At 71.6% G+C, this 24,546-nt stretch carries 21 protein-coding genes and 1 tRNA gene; 8 read left to right on the top strand and 14 right to left on the bottom strand.

What is annotated here, in order from left to right:
* Positions 1-76: 76 nt before the first annotated feature.
* Both RI578_RS23375 and RI578_RS23370 read right to left on the bottom strand, forming a co-directional pair.
* On the bottom strand, positions 77-1,621 hold the full coding sequence (locus RI578_RS23375) for an MFS transporter (RefSeq protein WP_310872900.1): 1,545 nt from the start codon (positions 1,619-1,621) through the stop codon (positions 77-79).
* 116 nt (positions 1,622-1,737) lie between these two features.
* Entirely contained in the window at positions 1,738-2,391 is a 654-nt protein-coding gene (locus tag RI578_RS23370) for a helix-turn-helix domain-containing protein (RefSeq protein ID WP_310872899.1), read from the bottom strand.
* 302 nt (positions 2,392-2,693) lie between these two features.
* Here RI578_RS23370 and RI578_RS23365 point away from each other — a divergent pair, with 302 nt between their 5' ends.
* From RI578_RS23365 to RI578_RS23350, 4 genes are all read left to right on the top strand, one after another.
* The gene (locus RI578_RS23365) at positions 2,694-3,986 is read left to right on the top strand and encodes a M6 family metalloprotease domain-containing protein (protein WP_310872898.1); all 1,293 of its coding nucleotides are present in this window, start codon (positions 2,694-2,696) and stop codon (positions 3,984-3,986) included.
* Between the two features lie 278 nt (positions 3,987-4,264).
* Positions 4,265-5,929 carry an IclR family transcriptional regulator C-terminal domain-containing protein gene (locus tag RI578_RS23360; RefSeq protein WP_310872897.1) on the top strand — a complete coding sequence of 555 codons (1,665 nt, stop codon included), beginning with the start codon at positions 4,265-4,267 and terminating at the stop codon, positions 5,927-5,929.
* 74 nt (positions 5,930-6,003) lie between these two features.
* Positions 6,004-6,076: transfer RNA gene (locus RI578_RS23355), tRNA-Arg, on the top strand.
* A gap of 152 nt (positions 6,077-6,228) precedes the next feature.
* Positions 6,229-6,648, top strand: coding sequence for a Gfo/Idh/MocA family oxidoreductase (locus RI578_RS23350; RefSeq protein ID WP_310872896.1), 420 nt, complete (start codon positions 6,229-6,231; stop codon positions 6,646-6,648).
* A 691-nt stretch (positions 6,649-7,339) separates the two neighbouring features.
* On the opposite strand, the gene RI578_RS23345 is transcribed toward RI578_RS23350, so the two are convergent.
* The 5 genes from RI578_RS23345 to bagM form a co-directional block, all read right to left on the bottom strand.
* On the bottom strand, positions 7,340-7,663 hold the full coding sequence (locus tag RI578_RS23345; protein WP_310872895.1) for a helix-turn-helix transcriptional regulator: 324 nt from the start codon (positions 7,661-7,663) through the stop codon (positions 7,340-7,342).
* Positions 7,663-8,031 (bottom strand): type II toxin-antitoxin system RelE/ParE family toxin, encoded by a 369-nt coding sequence (locus RI578_RS23340; protein ID WP_310872894.1) that lies wholly within the window; start codon positions 8,029-8,031, stop codon positions 7,663-7,665. Before RI578_RS23340 ends, RI578_RS23345 begins: the two co-directional genes overlap by 1 nt.
* A 174-nt stretch (positions 8,032-8,205) precedes the next feature.
* Positions 8,206-9,291: a prephenate dehydrogenase gene (locus RI578_RS23335; RefSeq protein ID WP_310872893.1), complete on the bottom strand. Its 1,086-nt coding sequence runs from the start codon at positions 9,289-9,291 to the stop codon at positions 8,206-8,208.
* A gap of 169 nt (positions 9,292-9,460) precedes the next feature.
* Positions 9,461-11,275 carry a bagremycin/ferroverdin biosynthesis UbiD family decarboxylase BagN/FevL gene (bagN, locus tag RI578_RS23330; RefSeq protein ID WP_310872892.1) on the bottom strand — a complete coding sequence of 605 codons (1,815 nt, stop codon included), beginning with the start codon at positions 11,273-11,275 and terminating at the stop codon, positions 9,461-9,463.
* Complete coding sequence (gene bagM / locus RI578_RS23325) at positions 11,272-11,922, bottom strand: bagremycin/ferroverdin biosynthesis UbiX family decarboxylase BagM/FevK (RefSeq protein ID WP_310875836.1); 651 nt, start codon at positions 11,920-11,922, stop codon at positions 11,272-11,274. Before bagM ends, bagN begins: the two co-directional genes overlap by 4 nt.
* 61 nt (positions 11,923-11,983) lie before the next feature.
* Here bagM and bagL point away from each other — a divergent pair, with 61 nt between their 5' ends.
* From bagL to bagJ, 3 genes are all read left to right on the top strand, one after another.
* Positions 11,984-12,439, top strand: coding sequence for a MarR family transcriptional regulator BagL/FevM (gene bagL / locus RI578_RS23320; RefSeq protein WP_210963806.1), 456 nt, complete (start codon positions 11,984-11,986; stop codon positions 12,437-12,439).
* 99 nt (positions 12,440-12,538) lie between these two features.
* Positions 12,539-13,984: a bagremycin/ferroverdin biosynthesis FAD-dependent oxygenase BagK/FevA1 gene (gene bagK, locus RI578_RS23315; protein ID WP_310872891.1), complete on the top strand. Its 1,446-nt coding sequence runs from the start codon at positions 12,539-12,541 to the stop codon at positions 13,982-13,984.
* A complete protein-coding gene (gene bagJ, locus RI578_RS23310; protein WP_310872890.1) occupies positions 13,981-15,339 on the top strand; it encodes a bagremycin/ferroverdin transporter BagJ/FevB in 1,359 nt (452 codons plus the stop codon). The genes bagK and bagJ overlap by 4 nt, the downstream gene beginning before the upstream one ends.
* A gap of 155 nt (positions 15,340-15,494) precedes the next feature.
* On the opposite strand, the gene bagI is transcribed toward bagJ, so the two are convergent.
* The 7 genes from bagI to bagA form a co-directional block, all read right to left on the bottom strand.
* Positions 15,495-16,496, bottom strand: a complete 1,002-nt coding sequence (gene bagI, locus RI578_RS23305) for an AfsR/SARP family transcriptional regulator BagI/FevR (RefSeq protein ID WP_310872889.1) — start codon at positions 16,494-16,496, stop codon at positions 15,495-15,497.
* A gap of 167 nt (positions 16,497-16,663) precedes the next feature.
* Positions 16,664-17,587 carry a bagremycin/ferroverdin biosynthesis o-aminophenol oxidase BagH/FevF gene (gene bagH, locus RI578_RS23300; RefSeq protein WP_310872888.1) on the bottom strand — a complete coding sequence of 308 codons (924 nt, stop codon included), beginning with the start codon at positions 17,585-17,587 and terminating at the stop codon, positions 16,664-16,666.
* 34 nt (positions 17,588-17,621) lie between these two features.
* Positions 17,622-17,996, bottom strand: coding sequence for a bagremycin/ferroverdin biosynthesis copper chaperon BagZ/FevE (gene bagZ, locus RI578_RS23295; RefSeq protein WP_310872887.1), 375 nt, complete (start codon positions 17,994-17,996; stop codon positions 17,622-17,624).
* A gap of 133 nt (positions 17,997-18,129) precedes the next feature.
* A complete protein-coding gene (gene bagG, locus RI578_RS23290; protein ID WP_310872886.1) occupies positions 18,130-19,506 on the bottom strand; it encodes a bagremycin/ferroverdin biosynthesis FAD-dependent oxygenase BagG/FevA2 in 1,377 nt (458 codons plus the stop codon).
* A 131-nt stretch (positions 19,507-19,637) separates the two neighbouring features.
* Positions 19,638-20,672 (bottom strand): phospho-2-dehydro-3-deoxyheptonate aldolase BagF/FevY, encoded by a 1,035-nt coding sequence (gene bagF, locus RI578_RS23285; RefSeq protein WP_310872885.1) that lies wholly within the window; start codon positions 20,670-20,672, stop codon positions 19,638-19,640.
* Between the two features lie 3 nt (positions 20,673-20,675).
* Entirely contained in the window at positions 20,676-22,004 is a 1,329-nt protein-coding gene (gene bagE / locus RI578_RS23280; RefSeq protein WP_310872884.1) for a bagremycin/ferroverdin synthetase BagE/FevW, read from the bottom strand.
* Entirely contained in the window at positions 22,001-23,590 is a 1,590-nt protein-coding gene (bagA, locus tag RI578_RS23275) for a bagremycin/ferroverdin biosynthesis tyrosine ammonia-lyase BagA/FevW (RefSeq protein ID WP_310872883.1), read from the bottom strand. Before bagA ends, bagE begins: the two co-directional genes overlap by 4 nt.
* A gap of 169 nt (positions 23,591-23,759) precedes the next feature.
* On the opposite strand from bagA, the gene bagB reads away from it, so the two are divergent.
* Positions 23,760-24,533: a bagremycin/ferroverdin biosynthesis DhnA-type aldolase BagB/FevI gene (gene bagB / locus RI578_RS23270; protein WP_310872882.1), complete on the top strand. Its 774-nt coding sequence runs from the start codon at positions 23,760-23,762 to the stop codon at positions 24,531-24,533.
* Positions 24,534-24,546: the final 13 nt, after the last annotated feature.

Genomic DNA, 24,546 nt, shown 5'->3' with positions numbered 1-24,546 from the left:
AGGGGGCGTCCCCTCCCCCTGCGCACGGGTGGAACAGGTGGCCCGAAGAACCGAAGGGGTACCGCGTCCGGCGTCGTCAGTGGGCGACGACCGGCACCGGCAGCTCATCCTCCGCCGCGTCACCCGAACCGGACCCCGTGACGGCGGTGCCGCCCGGGCGGCCGGCGTTGACGAAGGTCAGGGCGATCACGGCCGCCGCGACCAGGATGCCGACGGCGAACCAGATGGCGCTGGTGTAGCCCTGCACCTGACCCTCCAGCTGGACCAGCTGCTGCTGGGACCGGGAGGCCGCGCCGCCGATGTGGTCGGCGATGTAGGACGTGGTCGCGGAGGCGGCGATCGTGTTCAGCAGCGCCGTACCGATCGCGCCGCCCACCTGCTGCGAGGTGTTGACCATCGCGGAGGCGACACCGGAGTCCCGCGGCTCCACGCCCATGGTGGCCAGGGACATGGCCGGCATGAACGCCGTACCCATGCCGAGACCGAGCAGGAGCATGCCGGGCAGCAGCACGGCGGTGTAGGAGGTGTCGATCTCCAGCTGGGTCAGCAGCAGCATGCCGACGGCGGCGACGAGGAAGCCGGGGCCCATCAGCAGCCGGGGCGCGACCCGGGTCATCAGACGGGTGCCGATCTGCGTGGAGCCCGTGATCATGCCCGCGATCATCGGCAGGAAGGCGAAGCCGGTCTTCACCGGCGAGTAGCCCTTCACGATCTGCAGGTAGTAGGTCAGGAAGAGGAACAGACCGAACATCGCGATGATCGCGAGGCCCAGCGAGAGGTAGATCCCGCCCCGGTTGCGCTCGGTGATCACGCGCAGCGGCAGCAGCGGGGCCTTGACCCTCGACTCGACCAGCACGAAGGCGAGGAGCAGCACGGCGGAACCGACGAACATGCCGACCGTCACCGCGTCGCTCCAGCCGTTGGACTCGGCGCGGGTGAAGCCGTAGACGAGCGCGACCAGACCGAGGGTGGACAGGATCACGCCGGGGATGTCGAGCGGCGAGCGGTTGCGGCTGCCCTGCGGCTCACGGATGACGAGGTACGCACCGGCCGCGGCGACGATCGCGAACGGGATGTTGACGAAGAACGTCCAGCGCCAGTTCAGGTACTCGGTGAGGAATCCGCCGAGGATCAGACCCACGGCGCCGCCACCACCGGCGATCGCACCGTAGATGCCGAAGGCCTTGGCGCGCTCCTTGGCGTCCGTGAACATCACGGCGAGCAGCGAGAGCGCGGCGGGCGCGAGCAGCGCTCCGAAGACGCCCTGGAGGGCGCGGGAGCCGAACATCATCGCCTCGTTGGTGGCCGCACCGCCGAGCGCGGAGGCGACGGCGAAGCCGCCCAGCCCGAGGACGAAGGTGCGCTTGCGGCCCCACAGGTCGGCTATCCGGCCGCCGAACAGCAGCAGACCGCCGAAGGCGAGGGCGTAGGCCGTGACGACCCACTGCCGGTTGCCGTCGGAGATGCCGAGGTCCTGCTGGGCCGAGGGCAGGGCGATGTTCACGATGGTGGCGTCGAGGACGACCATCAGCTGGGCGAGCGCGATGAAGACGAGCGCTTTCCAGCGTCCGGCGTCCGGGGCGTCGGTGACGCCGGAGGCCTTGACGGCTGTTTCAGACATGGGGATACCCACTTCGGGACTTCGTGACGGAAAAAGGTGAGTAAAGGGACGACTGGGCCGGGGTCGACGGCTACGGGAGCCGTCGTCCTCCGGTCAGACGGTGAGTCTTCGCGTGACTACTGGTCGCAGGGCCGGCGCAGGTCCTCCATGGTCACGGCCGCGCCCGGCAGGGCGGAGCGGGCGGGAGCCCGCAGCCCGTCCAGGAACAGTTGCAGGTGGCGGTGGACGAACCGGTCGGCGCTCAGACACCCCGTACCGGCCGGGGGCCGGCTGAGCTGGGCCGCGGCGATCATCAGGTCGCCCACGTCCACGTCGGTACGGAGCTGACCGGCCGCCTTCGCCCGGTCCATGACCTCGGCGACGAGTCGCTCGACCCGTTCGCGCGCCGCTTCCAGGTCGGGGTGGTGCTGGTCGAACGTGCTGGACACCATGGGGCACAGGGCACTGATCCGCTCGTCGACGGAGGCGTGCACGAAGCGCTCCAGCGCCTCGAAGGCGTCGCCGGTCTCCGCGAGAGCGAGCTCGGCCGCCCGTGCCGTACGGTCCATGACCGAGCAGACGACCTCGCGGACGAGGGCGTCGCGGTCGGGGAAGTTGCGGTACACCGTGGCGTTGCCGACGCCGGCCCGGCGGGCGACGTCGTCGAGCGGCACGTCGGGCCCGTGCTCGACGAACATCTCCCGGGCGGCGGCGACGATCCGCTCCCGATTGCGCAGGGCGTCGGCTCGGGGCCGGGTCGCCTTGTGCTGCTCGGGGGTTGCGGTCTGCACGGCGTACTCCTCGGACGGCTTGGCTGGCGATCCGGGGAGGGAATCCCCGTTTCGCTCGGACACAGGGCTAAACGGGGAAACGATCCCCGGTTATTTCCCGGACTCGATGAGATTCACTGTGACCTGCGTCACGACCTGACCGCCGCCCCCGAATACGCCCTCCGGGCACGCCCCCCGATCGGCGGCTACCGGCGAGAAACCCACGATCGGCTCCTCCAGCGCGCGCCCTCCCACCCCTCGGCACAGGGTGATCGCAAGGGTGCAGCCGGTGTCCGGCGGCTGCCGTGGTCCGGGAGGTCCGCATGCAGCCGCAGCCGCAGGCGCCGAGCCGTCGGATACGCCCGCGCCGGCTGGCCGCGATCGCGACCGTCACCGTCGTGACCTTCGCGGTCAGCACCTCGGCCGGCACCGGCCGGCTCGCGCCGAGCACCACGGCGTCCGGCCCCGGCCCGGCCGCCCTCTCCCGCTCCTCCGCGCACGGCCCCTGCATGATCAGCGGCGGCTCCGAGATCCAGATGTCCGAGGGCGTCCCGACCTCCGCCGGCTACGCCCGCCCGACCGGCACCGTACGCGCCCTCACCCTGATGATCGACTTCTCGGACGCGCCCGGCGAGGGCAAGGCGCTCGACCGCTACGCGGAGTTCTTCCCGCAGACCGAGGAATGGTTCCGCACCAGCTCCTACGGCCGCCTCGACTACCAGCCCGAGACCCCGATCCGGGACTGGCTGCGCATGCCGAAGTCGTTCGCCGAGTACGGCATAGAACGCGGCGCCCCCTTCGACCCCGGCTACCGGAGCCTGGTCCAGGACCTGGTGGCGGCGGCCGACGCGAAGGTGGACTTCCGGTCGTACGACCTCCTGAACGTGCTGGTCACCCCGAACGCGGGCCCCTCCGCCCTGGACACGGTCCTGTCCGTCACCTTCGCCGGCAACACCGAGGCCCCGGTCGCCGACGGCGTCCCGGTGGCCAACGCGTCCTTCGTCTACTCCCGCCAGGACGACGGCTCCGGCTCCTACGACGAGACCGGCTACCGGGTCCTGCCCCACGAGAACGGCCACGTCTTCGGCCTCCCCGACCTCTACACCCAGGAGGGCGGAGGGGCCGTCGGCCACTGGGACATCATGAGCGAGGACTGGGGCGCCAACAACGACCTCCTCGGCTGGCACAAGTGGAAACTGGGCTGGCTGGACCCCTCCCAGGTGCACTGCGCCGCGGCGCCCGGAACGACGGAGTACACACTGACCCCGCTGGCCGACAAGGGCGGCGACAAGCTGGTGGTCGTCCCACTGGACGGCAAGTCCGGCTACGCCGTAGAACTGCGCACCCGCGCGGGCAACGACGAGACGGTGTGCCGCCCGGGAGTACTGATCTACAAGGTCGACGCCGACGTGGACACGGGCATGGGCCCGGTGACGGTCTACGACTCCCGCCGGGACAGCGGCGGCTGCACCCGCAGCCCGAACGTCCACGCCGAACTCTCGGACGCCGCCTTCACCCCCGGCGAGACCTTCAAGGACCCACGCCGGAACATCACGATCGCGGTGTCCGGAGCGGACCTGAAGGGCGACCACCAGGTGCGGGTCACCCGCAAATGACGCCCAGGTGACGACCGGCCCGTCCGGTGGCGGCATTACGGTAGCCATCGCCCAGCCGCACCGCCGCACCGGAGAGCCGGAGAGCCGGAGAGCCGATGCCCACCCACACGGCGACGGCCGACCCCGCCCGGCGACGGCATTACCGTGGGCCTGCCGCGACCGCCGTACCCGCCGTACCGGAGAACCCGAGAACCGATACCCGCCCACACGGCGACGGCCGACCCCGTCCCCCGGCGGCATTACGGTAACCCTGCCGCGACCGCCGTACCGGAGAGCCGATGCCCGCCCACACCACGAACGACGCCGCCCGCGGGGAGGCCGCCGCCGCACCCGGCACCGGGAACGCCGAAACACGACCCGCGCACGCGCCCCCTCCGTCCGCTCCATCCGCCCCGCCGGCCGAGGCGGTCGCGCCGCTGCTGCGCGGTATCGCCGTACTGCGGCGGCTGACCGAGGCGGACGACGGCGGCACCCTCAGCCTCAGCGGCCTGGAGAAGGCCACCGGCCTGGCCCGCTCCACCGTCGACCGCGTCACGGCGACCCTCGCCCGTGTGGGATACGTCCGCCTGGACGGCCGCGACGTCACCCTCGCCCCCCGCCTGACGGAACTGGGCAACGCCTACCTGGCCGCACTCCGCCTCCCCGCCCTGCTCTCCTCCCGTGCCGACGCCCTGGCCGGCGAACTGGACGAGTCGGTCTCCCTCGCGGTCGGCGACCGGGACGGCATCCGCTTCATCCACCAGGCCACCCGACGCCGCGCGATGTCCCTGAGCTTCCGCATCGGCGACCTCCTCCCCGCCGAACGCACCGCGCCGGGACCGCTGTTCGCCACGGAGTGGACGGAGGCGGACTGGCGCCACTGGCACGAGCGCCGGGCCGCGGACCCGGAGGACCGCACCTTCCCCGCCGTACCCCCACGCGAGCACACCGCCCAGGACGACGACTTCGAGCACCGCACGGCCGCCGCGGCGGCCACCGACTGCGCCCTGGACGACCAGCTGATCGAACCCGGCCTGGTCGCGATCTCGGCCCCGGTACGGGACCCCGGCACCGGCCGGGTGGCGTGCGTGGCGAGCGTGGTGAGCCACACCAGCCGCCACACGGCCGAGAATCTGCGCACGACCCTGCTCCCCCGCCTCCGCTCGACGGTCACCGCGATGGAGAACGACCTGCGCACCGCCCCACCACCCGAACCGGGCACCCCCCGCTCCGGCCTGGCCACCTGGACGACCGCGTCGAAACACGAACTGGGCCGGGAGTTCATCGAATCCCTGGCCCGCGGCCTGACGGTACTGACGGCGTTCGGCGAAGGCCGCAGCGCGCTGACCCTCACGGAGGTCGCGAAGGCGACGGGCCTGGCCCGCGCGACAGCCCGCCGGGCCCTGATCACCCACGAACACGCGGGCCTGGTACGGCAGACCCCCGACCACCGCTTCACCCTCACCCCCCGAGTCCTCTCCCTCGGCTTCCCGCCCCTCTCCCGCACCTCCCTCCCCCAGATCGCCCAGCCCCACCTGACCGCCCTCGCCGACCGCGTCCACGAGTCGGCCTCGCTGGCCGTCCTGTCGGACTCGGGCGAGGAGATCCAGTACACGGCCCGCGCATCGACGAGCCGCGTCATGAGCGCCCACATCACCCTCGGCACCCGCCTCCCGGCCCGGTCGACGGCCCTGGGCCACGTCCTCCTCTCCCTCCCGGAGGCCCGCTCCCTGGGCTACGCCCTGGTCGACGAGGAACTGGAGGCCGGCCTGCGCTCCCTCGCGGTCCCGGTACGCGACCGCGAGGGCCGCACGGTGGCCGCGGTGAATGTCGCCATGCACGCCGCACGCCGCACGGCAGCGGACTGCGCGACGGACATCCTGCCGCCCCTGAAGCAAACGGCCGCACACATCGAGGCCGACCTACGTGAGGCGGGCCGCTTCCGCCGGGTCCCCCTCACCTGACCAGCCCGCCACCCTCCGACCCACCCGCTACACTGTCGGCGGTGGCACATCCGCACCTCACCGTGCCGCCACCGGCCTTCGTAGCTCAGGGGATAGAGCACCGCTCTCCTAAAGCGGGTGTCGCAGGTTCGAATCCTGCCGGGGGCACAGAGAAAAGGGCCAGCTCAGGAGGGGTTCCCCTCCTGAGCTGGCCCTTCGTCGTGTCCGGGACGTGCGCTTCGGTCAGTCCCTCCGCCTGCTGCGTTTCCGTGATGGGAAACCAGCTGTGAAGGAAGGGGAATTCGGAAGAGGACGTCCGTATGCGGGTAGGAGTGGTAGGGCTCAGGATGGGGTTTCATCTGGCAGGCTGGTGCCGCAAGGTGGGCATGGAGGTCGTGGCGGCATGTGACCGCGACCCCGAACGCCGTGCCGTGGCGCGGGCGCGGTTTCCCGGTGCGGTGCTGGTGGAGCGGTGGCAGGAGCTGCTGGAGCACCGTCTTGACGGGGTCGTGCTGGCCAACGACTTCGACGAGCACGCGCCGTTGGCCATCGCGTTCCTGGACCGTGGGGTGCATGTGCTGTCCGAGTCGGCGGCATGCGTGGACGCCGCGGAAGGGGAGCGGCTCATCGCGGCGGCGGACAGGTCGTCCGCGACCTACTCCTTCGCCGAGCACTACGTGGTCCATCCGCACGTCCGTCTCAGGCGATCGAGGCCGGGGGGCTGGGCCGGATCAGCCTGATCGAAGCGGACTATCTACACGGCACGTCCCCAGCCGAGGCCGCTGGCCTGATCGGTGATCCGGCGCACTGGCGCGGGCGTATCGCTCCCACGGCGTACTGCACGCACCCCCTCTCCCCGGTGCTAGCTCTCACGGACGCCTGGCCGGTGGGGGTGTCGGCGGTCAGTCCGTGTCAGAACGGAGGGCTGGGCAACCCCGGAGGGCCACGCACGCGAGGAGGAACGCACCCCTCCGACCTTCACCCTCGCCGGGGAACCTGTGGCACGCGGGGCCGAGGGCACCGTACGAGTACTGCGCGCCTTCCGGGCCACGATGGCGCACGGAGAGCCGCCGCTGGTACCGGTACGGCCTGCCGTGGCCGCGTCACTGGTCGGTGTGGCCGGCGCGGAGTCACTGGCCGACGGTTCCCGCCCGGTCCCGGTACCCGTGATGACGGCCGGCCCACAAAGACCCACGGGCCAGGCAGACCCTGGCATCCGTAGCTGACATCAACGACACCGGACGGGGAGGTACGCCAGCGTCTCCGTCCGGCCGTCGCACCGGTCACCGACAGCACCCCTCAGCGCCCCCGCATCGAACTCCCAAAACGGGTGTCGCAGGTTCGAGTCCTGCCGGGTGCACAGAGGTAGGGCACCTGTGGACTCGTATGTGCCCTTCGGAGTACGTAGTCGGCGGTTCGGCTGCCGCGGGCTCAGGCGGCGTGTGGGGTGAAGGTGACATGCGAGTCGCCTTCGTCGATGGTCAGGTTCAGCGTGCCTTCCAGTGCCTTGGCCAGGCGCCGCAGCAACGGGAGAGTCGGCACGGTGTCGCCGCCCTCCATCCGGGAGACTTGGGGCTGGGTCATTCCAGCCCGCTCTGCCAGGTCTGTCTGAGACAGGCCGAGCTCGATCCGACGGTCGTACACCGCCTGCCCCAGGTCGCCGGCCAGCCGCGCGTCAACATACTCCTGGTCGTACTCCACCGCCTCACCTGCGAGCTGCTGAGCCCGGCGTGTCCTCCACGTGCTGTGATTCATCAACTCTCCTTGCGCCGCTCGTACGTGTGCTGGGCATGTCCATGCTCGGCCTCGCAGACTTTCTGGGCCTGATGCGCACGCTCGACTTCCGCCGCCTCACGCATCCTCGTCTTACGGAACACCGTCAGCAGAACGATCCGTTGCGCCGGCGCGAGCCAGTACGGAATGCGTACGGCTTCGCCGTCCAACTCGAAGCGAAGCTCACGTAGCTTGCCACCCAGGTGCCGCGAGTACGGCTCTCCGAGGGTCGTCGGCTTGTCCAGCAGTCGGTCCGTCTTGTCCTCGACCCGCCGGTACAGGCGGAACGGAAGCAGCTCCAGCCAGTCCCGTACCTCGGGTTCGATCTCGATCTCCCACCGCCCCGTCATGCAATCAACGGTATATACCTCGGAATGCATAGCGCAAGCCATCACGAGCCCCTGGAGCCGCCCGCTGCAACCTCAACCCCGTCTGAAAAGGTCGCTGCCTCCGCCCGGCCGACCTAGAACAGGCTCGGCACACATGAGGATGGGGCCCCGGCTCCGCTGCCCGGGCTCGTGTCGTCAGCGGTGGATCGACCAGCCGCGTTCGCTGAGGGCTGTGCTCAGGGCGGGGGCCGCTGTGGGGCTCACCAGCAGTTGGACCAGGCCTGCTTGGCGGCCGGTCGCGTGGTCGATGTGTATGTCCTCGATGTTGACGCCCGCGCGGCCGGCGTCCGCGAAGATGCGGGCCAGTTCGCCCGGCTGGTCGCTGATGAGGACGGCCACCGTCTCGTAGGAGGCGGGTGCCTCGCCGTGCTTGCCGGGTACTCTGGCGCGGCCCGCGTTGCCCCGGCGCAGGATGTCCTCGATGACCGCCGCGCCGCCGCGCCGCTTGGCCTCGTCGGCGGACTGCAGGGCGCGCAGCGACTCGACGGTGTCCTCCAGGTCGGCCGCCACTTCCGCGAGCACCTCCGCGACGGGGCCCGGGTTGGCCGCGAGGATCTCGGTCCACATCCGCGGGTCGGACGCGGCGATCCGGGTGACGTCGCGGATGCCCTGGCCGCACAGTCGCACCGCTGTCTCGTCGGCGGCCCGGAGTCGTGCGGCGACCATCGACGAGACGAGCTGCGGGGTGTGTGAGACGAGGGCGACGGCCCGGTCGTGGGCGGTGGCGTCCATGATCACGGGCACGGCGCGGCAGAGCGCGACCAGTTCCAGGGCGAGGTTCAGCACCTCCGTGTCGGTGTCCGGCATCGGGGTGAGCACCCAAGGGCGGCCCTCGAACAGGTCGGCGCTCGCCGCGAGCGGGCCGGAGCTCTCCTTGCCCGCCATGGGGTGGGTGCCGATGTACGAGCCGAGAGGGAGGCCCAGGTCCTCCAGCTCGCGCCGGGGGCCGCCCTTGACTCCGGCGACGTCGGCGTAGCCGCGCGCCACTCCCGCGCGCATCGCCCCGGCCAGCACGGCGGCGGTGTGCGCGGGCGGCACGGCGACGAGTGCCAGGTCCACTGGGCCGGGGGGCGGCTCGTCGCTGCCGGCGCCGAGGGCCGCCGCCGTCCGGGCCCGGTCCGGGTCGTTGTCGGCCAGATGCACCGTGACGCCGCGTCCGGCGAGCGTCAGGGCCGCGGACGTGCCGATCAGGCCGGCTCCTATGACCAGGACGGTCCTCATCGGACGCCGTCCCCGTGCCAGGCGGTCGCCACGTGGCGGAGTGGGGCTGCGAGCCCTTCGTGCTGCTGGTCAGTGTTCACTTGCTCCGTCCAGGTTCGGGTGGGGGCCCTTCGCCAGGACCGCGCCGGTCCCATTCATCAGGGACGCGCCGGTCCGGTCGGGGGCGGTGTCAGTCGTGCCAGTGTTCGAGGACCCTGCGGCGGATCCGCTCCGGGTATGCCTGGGCGAAGGAACTGTGCGGGAGCCGGCCCTCGCCGGGGGCGGGCAGCAGCCCGTCGTGGAAGACGATCGGGCCGGACTGGGCGGCGCGCTCCTCGTGGGTGTAGCAGTTCAGCAGCGGGTGGACGAAGCCGTACCACGCCTCCGCCCGGTCCAGGGGGTGGATCCGGGTGGCCAGCGCCCACAGCAGGTCGGTGTCGTCGGCCGGGTCGATGTCGTCGTCCAGGACGAAGGTGGCAGCCGTGGCGCGGCCCGAGTGGGACTCGGAGAGCACCTTGCCGATCCGGTGCGTGAGTTCGGCGGAGTCGACGCCGGGCAGCCGCTCCCGCCAGTCCCGCGGGACGGTGACCACCATCCAGTGCGACGCGGCGCGCAGCGGTGACCAGGCCGTGGTGACCGGCAGGCCGGCGGCGCGCAGCTCCGCCAGGACCTCGGCCGCCTGACCGACGCCCGTCACGGTGTGGAACTCGTCCACCGGCCGGCCCTCGGCCACCAACGGCCAGATCGGGTCGTCGCGGTGGGTGATGGCCTCGACCGTGTACACCGGCTGCATCGACGTCTCTGTGGAGCCGTATCCGGCGAACTCGCCGAATGGTCCCTCCCGCGCGTCGCGGCCGACGGACAGGTGCCCTTCGATGACGATCTCCGCGCCCGCGGGCACTTCCAGGTCCACCGTCTCGCACCGTACGACGTCGACCGGCTCGCCGTGCAGCGCCCCGATGTAGCCGGCCTCGTCGACGCCCGGCGGCAGCGGAACGCCCCCTACGAACGGGACGGCCGGGTCACCGCCCTGCACCAGCGCGTACGGCATCGGCTCGCCGATCTTCACCCACTCCGACCAGATCATGCCGATGTGCTGCGCCGGGATCACCAGGCCGGTCATGTGCTTGCCGTCGATCAGCATGATCCGGGCGATCGACCAGTTGGTCCACCGGCCGTCCGGCGTCCTGGCGACGATGATGCCCCAGGTGTTGGCGTAGGGGCCGCCGTCGAACTCGTGGACCCGGGGTACCGGGAAGCGGTCGAGGGTGGCGTCGTCGCCCAGCAGCACGTTCTGCTTGCAGGGCGCGTCCTCCCGCGCGACCGGCCGAGGGGGGACGGGCTTCGCGTCGCGGGTACGGGCCAGGTGGTCGACCAGTTCGGCGGCGGTGGTCCCGGCGGGCAGGCCGACGGACAGGGCGACCCGGGCCAGCGGCTTGCCGGGGGCGGAACTGAGCGCGGCGGGCGCCCCGAGCAGCCGGAAGCCCGGCGCGACGCCCTCCACGTTCTCGAACAGCGGGGCCGGGGCCTGTCGTTCGCAGGACAGGCGGCTGATCGCGGCGGCCTCCAGATCGGCGCTCACCGGCCGCGTGACGCGACGCAGGTCGCCGAGCGCCTCCAACGCGTCGAGGTAACCGCGCAGCTCACCGAACCGGATCAGCGGCCTGGGGCCGGCCGTGGGGTCGGTCGTCGCCGGGCTGGTCGCAGGGCTGGCTGTGGGGGCGGTCGTCGAGCCGGTCGCGGGCCCGGTCGCCGTCCTGGTCGTGGGGCCGGTCGCCGTGCTGGTCGCGGGCCCGGTCGCCGTCCCGGCCGTGGGGCCGGTCATCGAGCTGGTCGTGGGGTCGGCCGCCAGCCCGGTCGCCGGGCCGGCCGTGGAATCGGTCGCCGACCCGGCTCCAGAGTCGGTCACCGACCCGGCCGCAGAATCGGCCGCAAGGTCGGGCACCGCCCCGGCCGCGGGCTCGGTCGTCGCCCCGCCCGTAGGCTCCGTCATAGGCCTGCTCATGAACGCGCGCTCCTCTGCTGCGTGCCGTTGTGGCGTATCGCGGGGACGTCGGCCGCCAGGCCCGCCCGGGCGGCCGACGGCCGCTGCGGGAAGCCCTCCCAGCGGCGGGCGCCGGTGGCCTCGAGGCCGAACTGGTCGAGAACCCGCATGACGATGTGGTCGACGATGTCGTCGACCGACTCCGGTCGGTTGTAGAAGGCGGGCATGGGCGGCACGATCGAGACGCCCATGCGGGCGAGTTCCAGCATGTTCGCCAGATGGATCTCGTTGAGCGGCGTCTCGCGCGGCACCAGAACCATCCGGCGCCGCTCCTTGAGCGTCACGTCGGCGGCGCGGCCCATCAGCCCTTCGGCGTACCCGGCCCGGATGCCGGCCAGCGTCTTCATGCTGCACGGGATGATCACCATGCCGTCGGTGGGGAACGAGCCGGAGGAGATCGCCGCCCCTTGGTCGTCGGGCGAGTAGGTGACGTCGGCCAGCGCGGCCACCTCGCGGGTGCTCAACCCGGTCTCCAGTTCCACCGTCGCGCGCGCCCAGCGGCTGAGCACCAGGTGTGTCTCCACCTGCGGGTTCCGCTGCAACTCGGTGAGCAGTCGAACGCCCAGCACCGCGCCGGTGGCGCCGGTCATTCCCACGATCAGCCGCATCCTGGCCCCCACCGCAATCTTCCGTGTACGGAATATCCTTGTACTGAATATACTGGCCGACATGACGAACACAAGCCCTCGGCCACGGCCACAACTGGAAGAGGCGCTGCCGCATCAGCTGCGCCGGGCCGGGCAGGCGTGGGCGGCGCTGTGGCAGCAGCGCCTGCCCGACCTGACCAGTCCCCAGTTCGCGGTGCTGCTCGCCCTGGACGACCACGGCAGCCTGGACCAGTCCGCACTGGGGGCCCTGACCGCCGTAGACCGCTCCACGCTCACCGTTCTGCTGGACCGCCTGGAGGCGCGCGGCCTGGTGACCAAGGAGATGGACCCGGCGAACCGCAGGCGCCGCATCGTCGCCCTCACCGACACCGGCCGCCGGCGTCTGGCCGAGGGGGTCGAGGAGGCCGCGCAACTGCACGCACGGGTGGAGGAGTTGCTGGGCGAGGAGCGGACAAGGCAGCTGGTCGAGATGCTCCGTGTCATGGGCGACATGCCGCAGCCCACTTCTCCTCAATAGGCCGCCCCCCACTTCCCCTCAATAGAGGGATGGGCCCTCCGAGTCGGCGCTGGAAGTGTGATCAGCGAACCGACTGGCTCCGTCTGGGAGGGCTGACGCATGTACAGACCGGCAACCGCGCAACGGCTTGCCGGGCGCCTTTCCGGTCCGGTGCTGGGGCCCGGCGACGAGGGGTACGCGGCCGAGGTCGCCGGGTTCAACCGGGTCCTGCGGCACCGGCCCGCGATGGTCCTCGGCGCACGGGACGCCACGGAGGTGCGCAAGGCCGTCGCCTTCGCGGCCGAGACCGGACTGCCGACGGCGGTCCAGGCGACCGGCCACGGTCCCTCGCGTGTCACCGAGGGAACCGGGCTGCTCGTCAACACCCGCCGGATGACCGGCGTGACCGTCGACCCCGCCGCCCGGGTCGCCCGGGCCGAGGCCGGCGCGCGCTGGCGGCAGGTCGTCGACGCGGCCGCCGTCCACGGACTCGCTCCGCTCAACGGCTCCTCACCACTGGTGGGAGTGGTCGGCTACACCCTGGGCGGCGGACTGGCGCTGCTGTCCCGCGCGTACGGTTTCGCCGCCGACCACGTCACCGCGGTGGACATCGTGACCCCCGACGGACTCCCCCGCACCGCCACCGCGCGGCGGCACCCGGACCTCTTCTGGGCGCTGCGCGGCGGCAAGGGCAACTTCGGCGTGGTGACGGCCCTGGAGTTCGGGCTGGTGCCGGTCACCCGGCTCTACGGCGGCGGTCTCTTCTTCCCCGGCGACGCCGCCGCCGAGGTCCTGCACGCCTGGCGGTCGTGGACGGAGTCCGTGCCGGAGGAGACCGCCTCCTCGCTCGCGCTGCTGCGGATGCCCGACCAGAGGCCGATCCCGCCCTTCCCGCGGGGCGGGCTCCTGGTGCACGTCCGCGTCGCCCACCTCGGCCCGGGCGACGAGGGGGAGCGACTGGTCAGGCCCCTGCGCGCCGTCGCCCCGACGCTCGCGGACACGCTGGGGGAGATGCCGTACACCCGCTTCGCGGACATCCACAACGACCCGGCCTTCCCCATCGCCTACGACGAACGCTCCGCCATGCTGCGCGAGCTGGGCCCGGACGCGGTCGACGACCTGCTCCGCCTCGCCGGTCCGGGCAGCGGCTGCACGGACGCCGTGGTCGAGCTGCGGCACATGGGCGGCGCGCTCGGCCGGCCGGCCGCGGTGCCGGGCGCGGTCGACCACCGCGACGCCCGGTACTGCCTGACCACGCTCGGACCGCCCGGCGGACGCCCGGAACACGTCGTGGACGGCATGGCGCATCGCGGGACGGGCCGCGCCCATCTCAATTTCCTCGCCGGGCCGGGCACCGCCCGGCTGGCCCACCGGGGCTACGCGCCCGCCGACTACGCGCGGCTGCGCGAGATCAAGGCGCGGTACGACCCGGAGAACCTCTTCCGGTTCAACCACAACATCTCTCCGCGCGTGCGGGCCTCCGAACGCCCCGCACAGAACCCCCGACCACACGAAAACGCCGACTCGGCACACCTCACGAACCCTGGAAGGGACGACTCTCGATGACCACCAACAGCGCGGTGCAGGCTCCGCCGCGAACCGCACCCGGTGCGGGCTTGACCGGGCTCAGGCTCGGAGCCCTCTTCGGCCCCGTGATCTTCGGAGTGACCGCCGCGGGCGTGGCGCTGCCCGACGTCGCCATGGAGATGGAGGTCCGCCCGGCGGTCGCCGGCTGGGTGCTGACGGCGCACGCCCTCGCGCTCGGCGTGGGCACCGCGTTCTTCGGGCGGCTCTCCGAGAAGTGGGGCGTGCGCAACACCCTCCTCACCGGGGCCCTGTTCCTCGCCGTGGGCGCGGTGCTGTGCCTGGTCGCACAGGACTTCGGCACCTTGATCGCCGGCCGTTTCGTGCAGGCGGCGGGCTCCGGCGCCATGACCTCCAGCGCCCTCACGCTCGCCTCGGGAGCGGCGGCCGAACACCGGACGAAGATCCTGGCCATCTTCGGCGCGTCCATGGCGTTGTTCTCCTCCACCGCCACCCTCATGGGCGGCATGGTGACGGACTGGCTGGACTGGCGGCTGACCCTGGTGCTGCCGGCCCTCTCGCTGCTGCTGGTGCCCTTCTGCCTGGAGCTCGCGGCCTCCCGCCCCGGCTACGGCAAGGCCGTCGACGTGACCGGCGGCGTCCTGCTGGGCGCCGGTGCGACCTCCCTGCTGCTCCTCATCCAGGCGTCCTCCCTCGACCTCGACACCCCGCTGGTGATGGGGCTGGCGGTGCTCCTCGTGGTGTCGGTGGCCGGCCTGCTGACGCGGATCGGCAAGCGGCCCGACGGGTTCCTCCCGCGTGAACTGGCCACCGACCGGACCTTCCTGACCTCGGCGATGATCGGCGTGGGCGGTTACGCCGGCCTGTTCGCCGCGATGTACGCGGTGCCGCAGATCCTCACCGTGCAGTACGGCTGGGGCGTGTTCAAGATCGGCGCCTGGCTGCTCCCGGGCGCGGTCGTCGGCGCCGTGGCCGCCCGTGTGGCCAGCAAGCTCACCGTCGGCAAGGGCGGCAGCCTGCTGCTCGCCGGGACCGCCGTCAGCTGTGCGGTGTTCCTCGGCATCGTCGGCCTCGTCGACGGCGGCATCGTCGTGATGCTCATCGGCACCTCCATGGGCATGGCGACGTTCGCCGCCACCCAGGTGCTCACCACCGCCGTGCTCTCCAGCCGCCTCGCGCCCGCCCAGCGCGGTGGTGCCATGGGCGTGCTCAACCTGCTGTTCTTCGTCGGCGGCGGCATCGGCTCGGCCGCGGCCGGCACCCTCTCCGAACACATGGACCTCACCAGCGCGCTCGCCGTCGTCGCGGCGCTCCCGCTGCTGGCCGGTCTGATCGCCCTGACGCTCCCGCCCGCCCGGGCGCAGCAGGAGGCCTGACGCGTACGGGGCGGAGGCCCGAAAGCCGAAGCCCAAAAGCAGCGGCCCAAGAGCAGAGGCCCGAAGCAGCCGCCCTGAAGGTGAAAACGCGGCACGCCCCTCCCCCTGGTCCTGTCCATCGAGGAGCAGAGGGAGGGGCGTTGCCGTGAGCCGGTTCAGTAGGCCGCGACGCCCAGGTCGACGTCGCTCAGGTCCAGCCAGAGGGACAGGATCCGGCGGAGCCCGTCGCGTTCCGTGCGGAGCAGGTCGTTCTCCAGCCGCAGTTGCTCCAACGGGTCGGCCGTGACGGTGTTCGGCGAGGTCCGGGAGAGCAGCGCGACGCCGGCCGGGCGGCGGCCCTGGTGACCGTCCGGGCGAGGGGTGGCGTAGGCGGGCGGGTCCGCGGGAGGTGCGCCCGCCGAGGAGAGCCGCCCCACCAGGATCGACTGGTGCAGGACGTGCAGGTCCCGGGCCGGCTCGATGCCGAGGTCCTCGGAGAACCGCGCCCTGACGGCGCGGAAGGTCTTCAGGGCGTCCGCCTGGCGGCCCGAGTGGTAGAGCGCCAGCATCAGTTGGGCGCAGGCGCGCTCCCGGAAGGGGTTCTCGGAGACGAAACCGGTCAGATCGCCGATGATCCGCTGGTGGTGCCCGAGCTTCAGCGCCACGTCGAAGTACTCCTCCTGCACGGTCAGCCGGTCCTCGTGCAGCCTGACGACGAGCGCGCCCAGCGCCGGACTGTCGAGGCCGGCCGCGACCGGTCCGCGCCACAGCGCGAGCGCCGACTTCAGCAGCCTCTCGGCGCGCTCCAACTTGTCGTCGCGGACCATGGCCCGCCCCTGGGAGACCAGCCGCTCGAAAGTGAACAGGTCCACGGCGTCCTCGCCGTGGACGTTGATCCGGTAGCAGGAGGGGTGGGTCTCGATCACGCTGTCGCGCTCGCCGCCCCTGAGCAGGCGGCGGAGGCCGGAGACGCAGATGCGGATCTGTCCGTGGGCGGACGCGGGCGGCTTGTCGTCCCACATGACGTCGACGAGCCGGTCGAGGCTGACCATCTGATTCGGCTGCAGAAGCAGTGCGGCGAGTAACTTCTGCCTGCGGATACCGCTTATTTCTATCGGCTCCCCGCCGTTCGTCACTAGTAGCGGGCCAAGTATGTGGAACACGTGGTCGGCGCACATATCTATACCCCCGGTAATGATGTGCGAGAAAATGACGCACGGGCGCGTGAAGACCCGTAATTACGCCAATGCAGTTGCCATCGGCATCACGTGAATGTCGATGGCAACTGTCGTCGGCGGCACAGGACTACGGTCGTGCGAGATGTTTCCTGGACCTCTGAAGAACCCTATTCGTAACGGTAGAACTTCGTGTGATCGAGCAGATCGGCCGGTGTCATCGTGTACCAGGGCGCGAGCTTGGTGTGCAGCGAGGGCACATCCGGGTGCTCTTCCACCGGAAGGTACTGAGGAACGTCCGGGTGCTGCTTCTGCCAGATCGACCAGGCCTTGTCGAGGAAGGAGTGGTGCATGAAGAAGATGGGGTCGTTCGGCGACCCGATGTACAGCATGTGGCCGCCCACCCAGGTGTGGCCGGCGCCGTGCAGTTTGCCCAGGTTGGCCTCGTGGGGGAACTTCGCGTACCCCTCCAGGTGGTTGCGCAGGGACTGCGTCTCGGTGCCGTACCCCGAGGTGTAGTTGTAGGGCGGCGTGTCGTACGTCGGCAGGGCGAGGGTGTCCTCCAGCTCCTTCGTCGTCGGCAGGACGGGGTTGGTGGTGCCGAAGTCGCGGACCAGGTAGTCCCGGTCGTCCGCGGTGTAGTTGCCGTTGAACGCCGGGTGCTCGTCGCCGACCGGGACGACGCTGACGTTCAGCTTCCAGCCGTTGCAGCGGGCGAACGGGCCGGTCATGACCATGCCGTCGCCGGGCCGGCCGTTGCCGCCCATGAAGTCGTCGGCCCACAGGGGCGAGTCGGGACTCTGGTCCTTGGTCCAGTCCCAGTACGGGATGGTGACGGTGGGGTCGAACCGCTGCATGGCCCGCTCCAGGACCAGCAGGTACTGGCGGTGCCACGGGAACAGGCCCGGGCCCATGTGACCCCAGCGCTTGCCGACGCCGCCGTCCTTGTCCAGGTAGTCGCCCGAGTTGATCTTTATGTGTATTCGGACCAGCTCGTCGTAGACGCCTGTCTCCTTGACCCGGAGCAGGGCGCGGATGAAGCGTCTCTTCTCCGCGCGGGTCATGTCGAGGTGGTTCTTGCGAACGGGAACCATGGGCTTCTTCCTTCTCGGTTCTCTCGCGTCCGGTTCAGGCATGGTGGTGGCCGCCGGAGGGCAGCAGGTTCGCCCCCCGCAGCTCGTCGACGGCCTGGCGGCCGGCGGCCAGCGGGGTGGCCTCGAACCGGTAGTGGCACATCGAGCTGAGGTACGCACCCTCGCCCAGCTTCATCAGGTGCAGTTCCCGGCCGTCTATCCGCACCTTCTCGGTGCTCTTCGTCACGGTGATCGTGCGGCCCTTGTACTGCTCGGTGTAGAGGTCCCCCGACTCTTCCCCGGCCGCCCCGGGGGCGGCCGCGTCTTCGTTCGAGGCGGCCCAGGTGTTGCCCGCGTGGATGACGGCGGCGGGCGCCGCCGCGACCGCGACGGCGCCCGCCATGCCCTTCATCACGTCACGTCGTTTCACTGCTGTCCTCCTGATTGAACAATCCATCAAACAGTGGTAAGCGTCCCGGCCAGCCTTGCAATGGGATGTATCGGCGGGATATCGCGCCGGTGCTACCGCGCCCGCGGGTGCGCCGCGCCGCTCTTTCGCGAGCTCAGGCCTGCCGGGGACGCGGCGCGATGTTGTGGTTGAAGCGGAAGAGATTGTCCGGATCGACCCGGGCCTTGATCTCTGCCAGCCGGGCGAAGGTGGCCGGTTCGTAGCCGCTCTCGGTGAGGTCCGCCGCGTCGGGGCTGGCGAGGAAGTTGAGGTAGCGGCGCCCGGTGCCCCACGCCGCCATGCCGTCCACCACCAGCGGGGGCCGGTTGTCGGGCAGCGAGAGGGTCGACAGCGCGAAGGCGGCGTCCCGGTGGTCGACGGCGTTGGGCGTCTTCGGCGGCCGGCCGACCGCGCCGCCCAGCTGCCGCAGCTCCACGGCCAGGTCGATGCAGTCGGCGCCCGGGCCGGCCAGCTCCAGCAGCGCGCCCACGGCCGCCTCGTCCAGCTCGCGGAGCATCATCGACCGCTCGCTGAAGGGGATCGGCTCGGTGGGGTCGTTGTGGATCTCTCCGCACCTCGTGTACGGCATGTCGGCCAGCGTGTCGACGACCAGCGGACCGGCGGCACGCAGCGGCCCGACCAGCTTGTCGCCGTCCTCGGCCGAGCCCAGGTAGGCGATCCGGACGTGCACGGTCAGCCGGCCGCGCAGGAAGGGCGGGATCGACTCGACGTCCGGCAGCCGCAGCAGCGCCAGCGAGGAGGTGAGGTCCTCCGGCACGGTCGCGGTCCACTCGCGCCAGGCGTGCAGCACCTCCGCGGCGGCCTCGCCGGCGAAGAACAGCCCGCCGCCGTACAGCCGCTCCACCGGGACGAGGCCGAACTCCAGGGCGGTGACGACACCGAAGTTGCCCTTGCCGCCGCGCACGGCCCAGAAGAGGTCGGTGTCCTGGTCGGCGGTGGCCCGGTGCGACTGGCCGTCGGGCGTGACGATCTCCAGGGCGGTGACGTGGTCGGCGGCGTAGCCGTACTTGCGGGCCATCAGCCCGAGGCCGCCGCCGAGCGTGTAGCCGATCACGCCGGTCAGCGGCGACGAGCCGTTGAGCGGGGCGAGGCCGTGCTCGGCGGCCGCCTCGACCACCTCGAACCACTGCGTGCCGCCCTCGACCCGGGCCGTGCGCGCGGCCGGGTCGACGCGCACGCCGCGCATCCCGCGGGTGCTGATCAGCAGCCCGCCGTCCGCCGCGGTGGACGGGCCGTGGCCGGTGGCCTGGACGGCGACCGGCATCCCGCGGGCGGCGGCGAAGGACACGGCCTCGCGCACGTCCTCGGCTCCCGCCACGACCGCCAGCAGGTCCGGAGCGTGCTCGGTGATCTGGTTGAACCCGTCCAGCTCCGGGGCGAAGTCGTCGTCCCCCGGCAGCAGGACCCGGCCCCGGAGCCGTTCGGAGAGCTCCGCCGTGGCCGGCTTCTCGATGCTCTTGCCTGTCGTCATCCTCAGTCCTCCCGGACCCGGTTGTGTGGCGGGACGGAAAGGACTCTGCCAACGGCGGGAGCCGTGTCCCACCCCCCGTTTGAGGAGGATGCGGCGACCGGCCGCCGGACCGGGCCCGGCGGCCGTCGCCGTTACGGGAGGGAGGCGGCCCCGTCGAGGATCCGGTGCCCCGCGGGCAGCTCGCCGCGCATCGCCGCGCCGAGTTCCTCCAGGTCCTCGTGGACGAGCGCCTGGGGCCCGTCGCACAGCGCGGTCGCCGGGTCGGGGTGCACGTCGACGATGACCCCGTCGGCGCCGACGGCCAGCGCCGCCCGGGTCAGCGGAAGCACCAGGTCGCGCCGCCCGCCCGAGTGCGAGGGGTCGACGATGACGGGAAGGTGCGACAGCCGCTGGACGATGGGCACGGCGGAGATGTCCAGGGTGTTGCGGGTGGCCGTCTCGAACGTCCGGATGCCGCGTTCGCACAGCACGATGTCGAGGTTGCCGCGCTGCGCGACGTACTCGGCGGCCATCAGCCACTCCTCGATGGTCCCGGACATCCCCCGCTTGAGCATGACCGGCTTGTCCACGTCGCCGACGGCCTGCAGCAGCGCGAAGTTCTGCGCGTTGCGGGTGCCGATCTGCAGCATGTCGGCGTACGAGGCGACCAGTTCGACGTCGTGGGCGTCGACCACCTCGGTGACGACGGGCAGGCCGGTCTCGGCGCGCACGTCGGCGAGGATCTTCAGCCCGGCCTCGCCCAGGCCCTGGAAGGCGTAGGGAGAGGTCCTGGGCTTGAAGGCACCGCCCCGCAGGACGGTCGCGCCGGCCGCCCGGGCCATCAGCGCCGCCCGCAGCGTCTGCTCCGGCGTCTCCACCGCGCAGGGCCCGGCGATCAGCGTCGGCGCGCCGGGGCCGATCGGCGCCCCGCCCACCCGGACCACCGAGCGGTCCGGGTGGCTCTCCCTGCTGATCAGCTTGTACGGCACCGAGATGCGCACCACCTCGGCGACCCCGCGCAGGGCGCCGAGGCTGAGCGTGCCGAACTGCTCGATGTCACCGACCAGTCCGACGACGGTGCGGCTCGTCCCGCGGCTGACGAAGGCCTCGCCGCCCGCCGACTCGACCCGCGCGACGACCGCGGCGACGTCCGACGCCGTGGCCTGCGCGGCCATCACGATCACCATGTCTCAACCCCGGACAACGGCCTGCCCCCAGTCCTCGTCGGGCCCGAACAGTTTGCGCGGCTTCATGGCGTCCAGTTGCTCCGCCAGCAGCGCGGTCGGCACCAGCGTGCCCTCGGGCACCGCGCCGGCCACACAGGGCACCCCGAGTTCCGCCTCGACGGACGCGGCGAGCGACGCGGCGGCCTCCGCTCCGTCCGGGCCGGGCGCCTCGAACTCGACGACCAGGCGGTCCCGTTCGGCCCTGGCCCGCCAGAACAGCACGCCGTGGGAGGCGGGCAGCCGGTAGACCATCTCCTCCACCTGGATCTGCCCGAGGCGCCGCCCGGCGACCGTGTAGCCCTGGCCGAGCCGGCCCATGACCCGCACGGTGGGGAGCTGCCACCCGCAGGGGCAGTCCTCGTACCGCAGTTCCACCAGGTCCTCGAGGTTGTAGCGCACCAGCGGCATCGCCTCGCGGTACAGCGGGGTGATGACCAGCTGCCCGGCGCCCTCGGCGGTGATCCGCCCGGTCTGCGGGTCGTAGATCTCCGGCAGCACCCGGTCGGCCCAGAAGTGCATCCGGCCGTACGGGCAGTCGCTGCCCAGCGGGCCGACCTCGGTGCAGCCGTACTCCTCGATGACCGGGGCGCCCCAGATCTCCTCGATCCGGCGGCGGCGCGCGTTGCTCATCGGCTCGCCCGCCACGTACAGCGCCCGCAGCGACTTGAAGGAGTCGGCGGGGTGGCCGGCGGCCTTGGCCGCGGCGACCCACAGCAGGCACTCGCTCGGCGTCGACCAGGTCAGCGTCACCTCCAGGTCGCGCAGCACGCGCACCACCCGCGAGTAGGGCACCGCGAGCGAGCGGCAGTCGCCGGGGACGACGGTCGCGCCGCCGCGCATGGCGGCCCAGTGGGCCATGTGCCCGGCGAGCACCAGCCCGTAGGGGATGCGCACCAGCATGGTGTCCTCGGGACCGAGCGGGACGGTCTTGCGGACGAACCGGTCGGCCAGGTCGGTCCACTCCGCCTCGGTGAAGTAGGCGGGGGTCGGGTTGCCGGTGCTGCCGCTGGACTCGTGGTAGGAGGCCAGGCGCTCCCTGGGCACGGCGAGCATGCCGAAGGGGTAGCTGTCGCGCAGGTCCGACTTCCCGGTGAGGCCCACCGTGGACAGCTCCTGCCCGGCCCCCAGCCGCTCGGCGTAGAACGGCGAGTCGAGAGCGTGCCGCAGCGTCGGCCCGATCCGCTCCCGCTGGAGCGCCCGCAGTTCGTCGAACGTCTTCCAGTCGCCGATGGCCGGCAGCGCGCCGGACGCCGGACCGGAGGCGGCCGCTTCGGTGTTCAGGGCGACGGTCACGGATTGCCTCCCGCCCGAGCGGCCTCGGTGATGGCGCCGGAGGCGATCATCTCCACGACCGCGGTGATGTCGCCGTCCATCTGCCGGTCCTTGGCGGCGAAGGGAACCTCCTTGCGGATGCGCGCGTGCACGGCCCTGGTGCGCGGGCTCATCTCGTCGACGCCGCGCAGCTCGACGGCCTGGCAGGCGGCGAGGAGATGGATGGCGGCGACCTCACGGGTCAGTTCGATCACGTTGCGCGCGTCGCGCGCCGCGATCGGGGCCATGCTGACCTTGTCCTGGTTGTGGGCCTCGGTGGAGCGGGAGAACGTGGAGGCCGGACCCGCGTGCTTGAGCGCCTCGGCGGTGAGCGCCGAGCACGCGATCTGCATGCCCTTGAAGCCGTGCTGGAGCCCGGCCTCGGTGTCGTCGTCGTCCACCCGGGCGATCAGGTTCGGGGTGAGGCCGTTGTTGAACTTCTCGTCGACCAGGAGCGCGAGCTGCCGGTCGAGCAGGTCGGCGACGCCGGCGACGGCCGTCTTCAGCGAGTCCATCGCGGTGACGACGTGCCCGCCGTAGAAGTTGCCGCCGCTGTACACGGCGCCCGTGGAGGGGTCGAACAGCGGGTTGTCGCTGGAGGAGTTGATCTCCACGGTCATCCAGGTGCGGACCCAGTCGAGCATGTCCCGCAGCACGCCGTTGACGTGCGGGGCGCAGCGCAGCGAGTAGCGGTCCTGGATGCTGCGCGCGAGCTTCTGGTAGTGCCGGCCCTCCAGCGGGACGTTCAGGTCGACGACCTGGTCGTACGTCATCGCCAGCGAGGAGCCTTCGAGCATCTCGTGGATGAACGCGGCGCTGGCGCCCTGGCCGCTGTGCGGCTTCTCGTTGTGGATGAACGGCGCGTAGTGGCCCCGGTTGCCGAGCATCCCCTCGCCGGCCAGCGCGGTGCAGATGTCGGCGACGTCGGCGAGTTCGGCCGCCGCCTCGGTGTTCAGGACGGCGAACGCCGAGCTGAAGGAGGTGCCGTTGATCAGCGCCAGCCCGTCCTTGGCCTCCAGCGTCACCGGTTCGAGGCCCAGCTCGGCCAGCACCTCCGCGGTCTGGCGGGTCTCGCCGCGGTGGCGCACCTTGCCCTGGCCCGTCAGGGCGTTGGCGAGGTAGCAGAGCGGGACCAGGTCGCCGCTGGCGCCGACCGAGCCGCGCTCGGGGACGGCCGGCAGGATGTCGTACCGGAGGAAGTCAAGGAGCAGGTCCACGACGGGGAGGCTGACGCCGGAGTTGCCCCGGGCCAGGCAGTTGGCGCGGATCAGCACGGTGGCGCGCACGACCTCGTCGGAGGCCAGCGGGCCGGTTCCGTTCAGGTGGTAGCGGATCAGCTCGTTCTGCAGTCGTGCGGTCTTCTCCGGTGATATCTGCCGGTTGACGCTGTCACCGAAACCCGTCGTCACCCCGTAAATGGGCTTGCCGGTCGCGAGGATCTCCAGCTTCAGGTTCCGGGAGGCGTTCATCGCCCGCAACGCGTCCTCGGAGACCGCGAATTCCGAACCTTCGCGGGATGCGGCGGCCACGGTCTGGGCGATGCTCAGGCCGTGCCCGTCAATCTTCATGGTCGTCACTTTGTGGACACCTTTCTCGCCGGTTGCCCACGAGTCTTGACCGCTGATGTTTCCCGTCGATATCGGAAAGGCGCCGCACGCGATATGCGGATGAGACGCCGAAGATACCCGCCCTCTTCAGGGTTGATCCAAGACCGGCACGGAGAAATGAGGAACCCCCATGATCTCCAATGGCGCGTTCGGCAGGCGGCTACGCCTGCGGCGCCTCTACCGAAACGATTCCGAACGGCTGCTGATCGTGCCGATGGACCATTCGGTGAGCCAGGGACCGATCACCGGCGGCGAAGGGCTCGACGCACTCGTGGGCCGGCTGGCCACCAACCGGGTGGACGCCATCGTCCTGCACAAGGGCAGTCTCCGGCACGTCGATCCCGCCTGGTTCGGCAGCACCTCGCTCATCGTCCATCTGAGCGCCAGCACCGTGCACGCTTCCGACCCGGACGCCAAGTACCTGGTGGCCGGCGTCGAGGAGAGCCTGCGGCTGGGCGCGGACGCGGTGAGCGTGCACGTCAACCTGGGTTCGGACGGCGAGCAGCGGCAGGTGTCCGACCTGGCGGTGGTCGCCGAGGCCTGCGACCGCTGGAACGTACCGCTGCTGGCGATGATGTACCCCCGCGGCCCCAGGATCAGCGATCCGCGCGACCCCGCGCTGGTGGCGCACGCGGTGACCCTGGCCGCCGATCTCGGCGCGGACCTGGTGAAGGCCCCGTACGTCGGCTCGGTGACGGAGATGAAGGAGATCGTCGCCCGCTCTCCCGTCCCGGTCATCACCGTCGGCGGTCCGCGCAACGACGACGAGGGCCAGGTCCTTGCCCACGTCGGCGAGGCGCTGAGCGCCGGCGTCGCGGGCGTGGCCATGGGCCGCAACGTTTTCGAGGCGCCCGATCCCGGCGTCATGGCCGGGAAGCTGGCCGACCTCATCCACAGTGAGTGACCACTAGGAGCCC

It is taken from the genome of Streptomyces sp. BB1-1-1, assembly GCF_031597775.1.
Lineage (GTDB): Bacteria > Actinomycetota > Actinomycetes > Streptomycetales > Streptomycetaceae > Streptomyces > Streptomyces thinghirensis.
Note: the sequence above shows the minus strand (reverse complement) of the source record. Positions and strands in the feature narration are given on the sequence as shown.